The 10696-nt window shown below is 38.4% G+C and carries 8 protein-coding genes; all 8 read left to right on the top strand.

Going from position 1 to position 10696, the window contains the following annotated elements; all coding sequences use genetic code 11:
- Positions 1-282 precede the first annotated feature (282 nt).
- The 8 genes from QL984_RS10670 to QL984_RS10635 all read left to right on the top strand — a co-directional run bounded on the left by QL984_RS10670 (position 283) and on the right by QL984_RS10635 (position 9970).
- On the top strand, positions 283-2475 hold the full coding sequence (locus tag QL984_RS10670; protein ID WP_128583540.1) for a choice-of-anchor A family protein: 2193 nt from the start codon (positions 283-285) through the stop codon (positions 2473-2475).
- A gap of 108 nt (positions 2476-2583) precedes the next feature.
- Positions 2584-2982, top strand: a complete 399-nt coding sequence (locus QL984_RS10665; RefSeq protein ID WP_036956311.1) for a hypothetical protein — start codon at positions 2584-2586, stop codon at positions 2980-2982.
- A gap of 190 nt (positions 2983-3172) precedes the next feature.
- A complete protein-coding gene (locus tag QL984_RS10660; protein ID WP_290172691.1) occupies positions 3173-4576 on the top strand; it encodes an undecaprenyl-phosphate glucose phosphotransferase in 1404 nt (467 codons plus the stop codon).
- Positions 4560-5774 carry an outer membrane beta-barrel protein gene (locus QL984_RS10655; RefSeq protein WP_290172688.1) on the top strand — a complete coding sequence of 405 codons (1215 nt, stop codon included), beginning with the start codon at positions 4560-4562 and terminating at the stop codon, positions 5772-5774. Before QL984_RS10660 ends, QL984_RS10655 begins: the two co-directional genes overlap by 17 nt.
- Complete coding sequence (locus QL984_RS10650; protein ID WP_290172686.1) at positions 5771-6292, top strand: polysaccharide biosynthesis/export family protein; 522 nt, start codon at positions 5771-5773, stop codon at positions 6290-6292. Before QL984_RS10655 ends, QL984_RS10650 begins: the two co-directional genes overlap by 4 nt.
- Before the next feature lie 24 nt (positions 6293-6316).
- Positions 6317-8524, top strand: a complete 2208-nt coding sequence (locus QL984_RS10645) for a polysaccharide biosynthesis tyrosine autokinase (protein ID WP_290172683.1) — start codon at positions 6317-6319, stop codon at positions 8522-8524.
- A gap of 11 nt (positions 8525-8535) precedes the next feature.
- Positions 8536-9264: a CpsB/CapC family capsule biosynthesis tyrosine phosphatase gene (locus QL984_RS10640; RefSeq protein WP_290172681.1), complete on the top strand. Its 729-nt coding sequence runs from the start codon at positions 8536-8538 to the stop codon at positions 9262-9264.
- Positions 9257-9970, top strand: a complete 714-nt coding sequence (locus QL984_RS10635; protein ID WP_290172679.1) for a VpsP family polysaccharide biosynthesis protein — start codon at positions 9257-9259, stop codon at positions 9968-9970. The genes QL984_RS10640 and QL984_RS10635 overlap by 8 nt, the downstream gene beginning before the upstream one ends.
- Positions 9971-10696: the final 726 nt, after the last annotated feature.

Here is a 10696-nt window from a genome sequence, read left to right as displayed (position 1 = left end):
GTATTGCAAGGTTATTAACATTGTATTAACATGCGGTAGTACTTTAATATTTTAATTTTGTTTTTTTAGTTTATTTCAGCTTTTTATTTTATCGTAAGTTATTGATTTTAACTTTTGTTCCTGTTTTGTATTATTAAAAGTGGTACTTTCGTAGTGTTTTTTGTTCCTTTTGATTTTATTTGTGTATATAATGTTCACCAAGAACTAAATAAATTAACTTTCATTAAACAAATGACTTTAACTTGGTGCCTATAGTGCACTTTTTCATTTTCGAGGGATAAAATGACTAACTCAATACTAAAATTTAAAAAGCTAAGTGCAGTGATCGCACTTACTTTAGCTAGTTCTACAACACTGGCTGCAGATTTAGGCGTTGCCAATAATTTTTCTGCATTTGTTTTTAATGATTTTAAATCGAATTTTGGCCGTGCAGATGGTGCAATTGCAGCAGGTGAAATTGATCTTAAAGGTTACAGCGTGGGTTACACTCGCCCATACAGCCCTGAAGAATATTACCTAATTAGTGAATCAACCATCGATTTTAAATATGGTCGCCAATATGTAGGTAGCATGATCGCTGGTGGCGGTACTGATGTTCACTGGAGTGTTCGTTGGGGTATGGAGTGGGGCTCTAAAATACTTTCTAATCAAGATGAATCGGCACTACCATTTAATTTTGATGAACAAGAGCAATACTACAAAGATTTAAGTACGCAATTAAGTGAACTGGATGAAACAGGTACAGTATACCGTAAATGGGGTGGCCTTTATTTACAAGGTGATGGCAGTTCAGATAGACAAGTATTTAATTTAGATGCACGTGACTTTGCTAAAGCGCATACTTTTAAAGTGTGGGACATCCCTGCTGATGCCACTGTAATTTTTAATATTACAGGTGATGACAATGTAGTTGTGAAAGGCAAGAGTTTTGCACGTTTACGCCACCATTCAAGTAAAACAGTATTCAACTTTACTAATGCACAAAAACTCGATATTAAGGGCAATCGTTGGCAAGGTGTGATACTAGCACCCCATGCTGATGTTAGAGGTGTATACGGCACTGCAAAAATGCCTATTATTGGTCAAAGCTTTTATGGCTCAATGGCACTATTAGGTGGCGAGTTTGATGGTGAATTACCATCAGTAGCTCAACCAATTAAGCCTTTCGCTTTAGAAGAAAAGTGGAATTGGAACTCAAGCGATTTTTTACCTGAATATAATCAAGTTATCTCAACACCTATTGTTGTCCAGCTTAATGACGATAATGGTGATGGCTTCATTGATAACAAAGATGTTTCAGATATTGTGGTTACTACTTACAAAGACAACCTTTTTTATAAGACGGGTTTAGTTCGTGCTTTAAGTGGGGTTGATGGTACTGAATTATGGAATTATGCAAACGGCGGCGTATTTAGCGATACTCGTCATTCTTTAGCGGCAGCAGATTTAGACGGTGATGGTTTTGTAGAGATAATTACAAATGATCAGACGTCAGACGTTGTACAGGTAATTAATCACCTCGGTGAAGTTAAAAAAGAGTTTATAAAAATAGGAAAGCCAAATGGTGAGATTACGCTGACTGACATAAATAATGATGGTGTTATTGAAATCATAGCTGGGAATAATGTGTTTAGCTATGAAACTGGTTTTATGTTTTTAACTAATGACAAAGCTCTTTCATCTACAAGCTTCGATTCTAATGGTAATGGCAACCAAGAGATTCTTACAGGTGGCGGTCTATATGATGCTGATGGCGCTAAATTATGGCAGTTTGGTGCTCCAGGTAATATGTGGTTTAGTGCAGTTGCAAATTTAGATGACGATTTAAATCCAGAAATTGTTATTAGTAATCCAATTGGTGATAGCGTACTTGCGGTACTTGAACACGATGGTAATGTAAAATGGCAAATTAATACTACCACCAATGCTGGAGGCGGTGCTCAAGCGGTTTCTAACTTCCTGGGTGCTAATGAAGTAGGTATTGTACACTCTGGAAGCCAATCTATTGATATGTACAATAAAGATGGGCAGCTTGTTTGGTCTGTTCCAAAATCAGATGGAAGTAATCGATTAGGTGTAACTGCTTTCGACTTTAACGGCGATGGTATTGATGAGGTTATAGTTCAAGAGCGCCTAATTGTTAAAGTATTAAATGGGTTAGATGGTGAATTACTAGCTTCTGCTGCTAATTCTACTTTAGCGTTATGGGAGTATCCTTTAGTAGTTGATCTTGCTGGTGATAATGATGCTGAACTTATTGTTACCTCTAACAATTCTAAGGCCGATTACAGTATAAATAATGGTGTAACGGTTTACGGATCAGTTGAAGGTAGTCTGCCATGGAAAAATGCAACCCGCATTTGGAATCAACATTCGTTTCATCAAACAAATATTGGTCAAGATGGTAAAGTACCAACTGTAGAATTACCAAGTTGGTTAAATAACAATACTTACCGCTCTAGTACACTTAAATAAAAGTACTTTTAGCAAATGAAAGCCAATTAACTTTTAATTGGCTTTTTATTATTAAATAGTTGTTTAAAATAATTGGCAATTAATAATCACGTTGAATTTGAGGTTTTTTTGTCGAACTTACAGCAAGATCCAGCTATTAGAAGTTTACTAGAGCGAATGCCTAAAAACATTCAATCTACCTTTACCGATGAACAGTTAGCGCATTTAAAAATAGCCATTGGCGCTAGGCAGTGGGGTAACCATACTGTTGATTGCAGAGGCGTAGTTAAGTTTTTTAAATACCGTTATTACTATGTTTTTTTAGCAGGGCGAAATAGGCGAGAGCTCAGTGCTAAAGAGCAAAAAATAGCAAGGTTTACTCAAGCCGTATTTTTAAGCTTGGCAGTCACGTTTACTATTTTACTTACATTGCTGGTTTTATATTTAGTTAAATCGGCATTGGGAATTGATATTTTTGAAGGATATTCGTTTGGTGTTTGGAGTTGGTTTAAGGGGTTATTTAATTAAACTTAAATAAAATGTGAGTATTCTTTTTGATACTTAATGAACAAAGTAAGAGTTAGCAAAAAGATTTAAACATGAATTTTAGTACTTTTGTCGGAATCAGTAATTGAACAAAATTGGCTAATACTATATTATCCTCATGGATTTTGTGGGGCTTTACTCATACTGAATTAGCTATAAGGAATTAAGCAAAATGACATCTCCAAGGACTTTTAAACCTTCAGGTTCCTCTGATGCCAACTTTTACCGATTATTTGACATATTTGCGTTATTTTTAGCTTTTCAGTGCGCAGCCCTAATTTATAATTTTAAACTCACTCCTATTTATGCTGCTTCTGCACTAACCGTTGCACTTAGTTTTTTATACAGCGCTGAGCTGTTTTCTACTTATCGCTCTTGGCGAGCTGGCAAATTCAGAACAATGGTAATGTGTGCCTGGGGTAGTGTTTTAATTGCTTTTGCGTTTTTATTAGTCGTGTCTTTTGTATTTAAGTTTACCGAGTCTCTTTCACGTGTTGGTGTGTTTATTTGGTTTTTATTAAGTGTGGCGTATTTATATATCTGGCGCTTAGGGGTTTATTGGTATAAACGTAGTCGCCGTAAGTTAGGATTATCGCAACGCAATGTTGCCATTATTGGTGCTACAGAGTCTGCTGCTTATTTACATGCTGAAATTGTAAAACACGATGAGTTAGGATTTAATTTTAAAGGCTTTTACGATGACAGAAGCCCTGAACGTTTGTTTGAACAACTTGAACAGCAGGGTGTTGAGGGCGGTATACAAAGTGCAGTAGATGCAGCTCGCAATGGCGAAATAGATATACTGTATATAGCACTCCCCATGAAAGCGCAAAAACGTATAGCCGATATTTTATTACAGTTAGGTGATACGACCGTTGATGTGCACATAGTGCCTGACTTTTTACTCTCGAATTTAATACATGCTCGCATTGAGCATGTGGGTGATGTTGATACATTAAGCGTGTTTGAAGCACCGTGTATTGGTGCTCATGAATTTATAAAACGCACAGAAGATATAGTGGTATCAGCTATTATTGTTACTTTAATCACCCCACTATTATTGACTATTGCTGCCGCCATAAAGCTGACATCTAAAGGGCCTATTATATTTAAGCAAGATCGCTATGGCTTAGATGGCCGCAAAATAAAAGTGTGGAAGTTCCGCTCGATGACGGTAACCGAAAACAGCGATGTGGTGACTCAGGCAACTAAAAACGATGCCCGAATAACTCCGTTAGGTGGCTTTTTGCGCCGCACTAGCCTTGACGAACTGCCGCAGTTTATAAATGTTTTAAAAGGCGATATGTCGATTGTTGGCCCAAGGCCTCATGCGGTTGCCCACAACGAAGAATACCGAAAAAAAGTAGAGTTTTATATGTTTAGGCATAAAACCAAACCGGGTATTACCGGTTGGGCACAAATTAACGGCTGGCGCGGCGAAACCGATACTTTAGATAAAATGGCCAAACGAGTTGAATACGACCTACATTACATTAAACATTGGTCTTTATGGTTTGATGTAAAAATAATTTTTATGACAATTTTTAAGGGATTTAAAAGTGAAAATGCGTACTAATACAATTACCACTTTACTTGTTGCGTTGGGCTTAAGTGCACCTGCATTGGCAGTAGAATTAAAGCCAGGCAGTGTAATGACTAAAGACGGCGCCGAGATTACACCTACGCTACAGTTAGGTGTGAGCAGCAACGACAACTTTTTTATGACGCCGTCTGCCACTCAGTCACGTTTAATATGGAACATAGCGCCGAGTTTAAATGCCTTAATTGAAGATGGTCCAGATAGCTATAAGTTTGATATTGCATCAAGCACGTCGTTTCATAATAAAGACACAACCGATAACTTTACTCAAGTAAATGTAGGCGCAGGTGTGCATAAAGAGTTTACTAGTCAACACCGTTTAGATGTTACTGGTGATGCCGACTGGTTGTACGAGCCACGTGGTGGCGGATTAACTGAAGGCCAGGGCAGCGCTCTAGATGAGCTTGTAAATTATCAGCAACAAAACCTAACTGCTCGCTACGAATACGGCGCACAAAGCTCTAAAGCCCAGGTTGCTTTAACAGCGGGTTATTATAACAAAAATTATCAAAATTTTACGGCCATATCGCAGTACCGTGATTACGATAAACCTATGTTGGGTATTATTGGTTACTATAATACCCAAGCTGGTACGCGTGCCTTTTTAGAAGTAAAGCAAGAAAACTACCAATACGATGTAATTGACTCAAACGGTATTACCCGCGATTCAGACGACGTAAAAGTCTTATTAGGTATGGAGTGGGAAGCCACAGCGGTTACTACTGGCTCATTTAAAGTGGGTTATCAAAATAAAGATTTTGAGTCGAACCTGCGCGATAACTTTAGTGGTTTAAGTTGGGAGGCTGCTGCAGTTTGGAAGCCGTTAACCTATTCAACTTTACAACTAGTTACCAGCCGTGCCGCTAAAGACCCGTTATTAGAAGGCGATTACATTCGCGAAAGTGTTTACGGTGCAACGTGGCAGCACGATTGGAGCGAGTATTTAAGCTCGGTAGTAAGCGCGAATTATGTTGATCAACAGTACTCTGGTAGTTTTAACCGTAAAGACAAAGTTAAAAATGCGCGCCTTGGCTTAAATTATTTAGCCACCAACTTTGGTATGGTAACCGGCTATGTTGATTTTATTGACCGTAATTCAACCCAAACTAATATTGAATTTGACCGCGTAATTGTTGGCCTTAACTTTACATTTGCATTAAAGGGAAATGAATGAAGGTTAAAATTTTAACATGCTTAATATTGTTACTGAGCTTTTGTAGTTTTGCGAGTGATTCGCAAAACTACATTTTAGGTGCAGGTGACAAAATAGAAATTAAAGTATTTGGTCAGCCTGATTTAGATGTAACCTCATTGCTTGGTAATAGCGGTGAGATAAACTACCCATTTTTAGGTAAGGTGAAACTAGTTGGCTTAACTGTTTCACAAGTTGAGCAAACAATAAGCGAAGGCCTGCAGCCAGATTATTTAGTTAACCCTAATGTGTATGCGCAAGTTATAGAATACCGGCCTTTTTATATACATGGTGAAGTTAAAGAGCCAGGTGCATATCCTTACCAACCAGCCATGACAGTAAATCAAGCAATAGCATTAGCCGGTGGGTTAACCGAGCGTGCCTCGGTTGATAAAATATTTATTTTTAAAGAGCAAACCAAACAGCAGCAACAAAAAGGTAGTTTAAACAGCCAAATTGCGGCAGGTGACACCATAAAAATAGAACAGCGCTTGTTTTAAGCAGTTTAAGGCAGTAATAATAAAATGAATACACACTCTGAAAAACCTAGCAACAACGAGGAAGTTATTGATTTAGGTGCTTATCTTAATGTTATTAAGCAAAGCAAATGGAAGATTTTAGGTTTTGCTATTGTAGTTACATTGCTCACTATAATGGTTGCTTTAACGTTAGTGCCTAAGTATGTAGCCACAGCCACTTTATTAATCGAGTCAGAGCAAACCAAAGCGGTCAGCTTTGAGGAAGTATATGGCTTAGACTCTACTAAAAAAGAGTATTATTTAACCCAGTTTGAAGTGATTAAGTCAAATAGCATTGCCCGTGAGGTAATTACTAAACTTAATTTAAAAGATCATTCCGACTTTATTGCTAAGCCTTCACTCACTGGTGAACTAAAAGGCATGGTTAAGCAGCTTTTACCCTTTTTAAATAAAAAAGAAAGCTCTGTTCTTACAGAGGAGGAGCAAGCCGAACGTGAGATGTTGGGCTTACTTGCTGCGTTTAAGTCTCGTTTAACGGTGTCTCCAATTCGTAATACACAATTAGTGCAAGTAAGTTTTGAGTCGAGCGACCCTAAGCTTGCAGCTTTAGTGGCTAATACCGTTGGTGAAGTTTACATAGAAAGCCAAATGCGCGCCAAAATGGGCATTACTCAGCAGGCATCGAGCTGGTTAAACACGCGTTTATCAGAGCTACGTATACAACTAGATAGCTCTGAAGTACGTTTACAAGCTTACCGAGAAGAACAAAAACTGGTTGATATAGAAGGTATAGCAGGGCTTGTTACCCAAGAGCTTGAGCAAACCTCAAAACAGCTAGTAGATGCGCGAGCGACTAAAAATAACCTTGAAAGCATAAATCGTGTTATTAACGAATATGGTAACGATAACATAGAGTTACTTGGAAGCATGCCTGAAATTACTTCGCACCGTGTAGTACAAGATGTTAAACGCGAGGTTGTGCTCGTTGAGCGTAAAGTCAGTGAGCTTAGTGAGGTTTACGGCCCTAAACATCCTAAAATGATCTCAGCTAAAGCTGAGCTTGCAACCGTAAAAACTAACCTTAATAAGCAAATTAAAGGTTTAATTACCGGTATAGAAAAAGAGCTCAATAGAACTACACGAACAGTGAATGCACTTGAGCGCGATTTAGCTAAAATTCGCGCTGAGTATCAAGATATTACCCGCAAAGAAACCCAATATAATCAGTTAAAGCGTGAAGTAGAAACAAATCGTAATATTTTTAATACTTTTTTATCTCGCTCTAAAGAAACTGAAGTAACCAGTGACTTTAGCTCTGCAGCTGCGCGCTTTACAGACCGTGCTTTTGCACCAAATGAACCGAGCAAGCCTAACAAAAAGTTAATTGTTATTTTAGCCTTTGTAGCCAGTTTTGGTTTTGCAGTGGTAATGACTTTTGTTTTTGATGCCTTAAACGATACAGTTAAAAATAAAAATGATGTCGAAAATAAACTTGCTCAGCGTATGCTTGGTTTGTTGCCTCACGTTGCAGTTCCTAAAAAGAGCTATTTTCCGATTCATGCTTATTTAGAAGATACCTATCGCCGCTTTGCTGAGTCGGTACGTACCTTCCGTACTAGTTTATTGTTAACTCATCTTGACCGTGCGCATCAGGTTATAGCGGTTACATCTACTTCTCCTGGAGAGGGTAAAACCACCACCTCTGCCAATTTAGCGATGTCGTTGGCACAAATGGGCAAGGTATTACTGATAGATGCCGATTTACGTAAACCAACGTTAGCTAAACGTTTTGATATACCGGTATTTCACCCAGGTTTAAGTAATTTAATGATAGGTACTGAGCAATTAGCTGAGTGTGTTCATGTTGATACACAATCGGGTGTCACTATTATGCCAAGCGGGCAAATACCGTCTAATCCGCTTGAGCTTTTATCAAACCCACGTTTTGCTGAATTACTTGGCGAGTTAAAAACACAGTACGATCATATTATTGTTGATACACCGCCCACACAAGCGGTAAGTGATGCATTAGTGATTGCGCAAAGTGTTGACTCGGTTGTGTATGTTGTTAAATCTGATATTACCCGTATTAAACCAATTACAGCCGGCCTTGAGCGTTTATTTGAAGTAAAAGCCCATGTTGCCGGTGTAGTACTTAATAAGGTAGATATGAGTAAATCTAAAGATGAGCATAGTCATGGTTACTATGATTATTACGATTACTCACAACAACCAGAAAAACCTCAAGTGTAATTAAGTAATTTATGATTGATATTCATACGCATATTTTGCCGGGTATTGATGATGGCGCTAAAGATTTAACTGAATCTTTAGCGCTTTTAAAATTGGCTGAAAACGACGGCATTACTCATATGGTGGCAACGCCACATATACATATGGGTCGCTTTAACAATGCGACTGCTCAAATCAAAAACGATTTAGAGAGTTTAAAGCTAGAGGCGCATAAAGAGGGTATTAATGTTAAATTAGCGGCCGCTGCTGAGGTGCGTTTAGACGTAGAACTTATGGCAATGGTGATGGCTAATAAGCTGCCTTTTATTGGTAAAATAGCAGACAAAAATGTGTTGTTATTAGAGTTACCGCATTCACACATGCCACAAGGTTACGATAAGTTTATACAGTGGCTCGCTAAACAAAACACACGCGTTATTATTCCGCACCCAGAGCGTAATCGCGATATTCAGTCAAACCTTTATTATATTGAACACTTAAAGCAGTTAGGCTGTGATTTTCAGCTAACTGCATCGAGTATTGAAGGCGAGTGGGGCGAAAGCGCACAAACTATAGCGTTACAAATGCTAAAAGATGGTTTAGTGAACTATGTTGCTTCTGATGCCCATTCAGTAAAACGTCGACCGCCTATTTTAAGCCAAGCTAGAAAAACAGTAGCGCAGTTAATAGGTGAAGAGCAGGCAACAGCGCTTTTTGTAACTAACCCGCTGCAACTAACCGAGAGCTTATTTAATGACTAAATTAAACATGGTCAAGGTAGTGCCTGCTGTTATTTTAGCTCTAATAGTGCTTGTAATTGCATATAGCAGCATGCAAAGTATGCGCGCTAATGCATGGTACTTTCATGCGCTTAATATTGTGCAAGAGTCGGATGGCGCTTTATCTGGTTCATCGCTTCAAGCTGCAGAAAATGCGATTACGTTAGCTACGAATATGGATCCCGAGCATCCTCATTATTGGCATTTTTTAGCTCATATAAAATTACTAAGCCTTAGTGGTGTTGATACCACATCAAGTGATCAAGCCGAACAAGTTAAGCAAACATATCAACAAGCTGAGCAGGCTTTATTAAAGTCGGTTGAGCTTAGAGAAACTTGGGCACAAACTTGGATGAGCTTAGCGCAAGTTGTAAGTTATCAAGAGGGACCAACAGAGCGGGTATACAATTATATTCAGCAAGCCAAAAAAGTAGGCCCATATAAGTTAGATATTCATTTAGGCATTATTCAAATTGCGTTAATGCACTGGAGTGAACTACCACCTACCTACAAAGCCCTTTATGTGAATGAGCTTAAATTAGCTTCTAAATATGGTTATAAATTTTATGATGTGTTTAGTATGGCTGAGCAAATGAATCGTTTGCCAATAGTGTGTTTATCGCTGCAATTTGGTTCTCATTATGAGGCTATCAGAGGCAGCTGGATGTTTAATAAATACTGTGGTTAAAATACCCTCTTCGAGCAACGAGCAACGAGCAACGAGCAACGAGCAACGAGCAACGGGTTTCGGGTAACGGGCCTTGAACCTCGCAGCTCGTCTACTCTGAACTTTAACCTTTTTTGAACCACAGAGAGCACCGAGGCGCTTCGTGCTGCACAGAGAAAAAGCTTCAATTTTGGAAATCTAATAACTAAGAACAGTTCTTTAATCTTTGTCTTTAATTACTTTCTCTGTGTGCTCCTATCCTCTGTGGTAAATAAATCTTTAAGTTCTTATTGTAAAGCTTGGGCGGGTTGCGAGATTAAGTGAATAAACCAGCCCCTGCAGCTAGTTTACTCTGAACTTTAACCACAGAGAGCATCGAGGCGCTTCGCGCTGCACAGAGAAAAAGCTTCAATTTTGAAAATCTAATAACTAACAACAGTTCTTTAATCTTTGTCTTTAATCACTTTCTCTGTGTGCTCCTATCCTCTGTGGTAAATAAATTTTTAAGAGCTTATTGTAATGCCCAGGTCCGGTTGTCCGATCCCTGCAACCAGTTAACTTTCTCCTAAAACCTTTATTTTTGAACCACAGAGAACACCGAGGCGCTTCGCGCTGCACTGAGAAAAAGCTTCAATTTTGGAAATCTAATAACTAACAACAGTTCTTTAACCTTTGTCTTTAATTACTTTCTCTGTGTGCTCCTATCCTCTGTGGTAAATAAATTTTTAAGAGCTTATTGTAATGCCT

The organism is Pseudoalteromonas sp. APC 3495 (assembly GCF_030407645.1).
Classification (GTDB): domain Bacteria; phylum Pseudomonadota; class Gammaproteobacteria; order Enterobacterales; family Alteromonadaceae; genus Pseudoalteromonas; species Pseudoalteromonas tetraodonis.
Note: the sequence above shows the minus strand (reverse complement) of the source record. Positions and strands in the feature narration are given on the sequence as shown.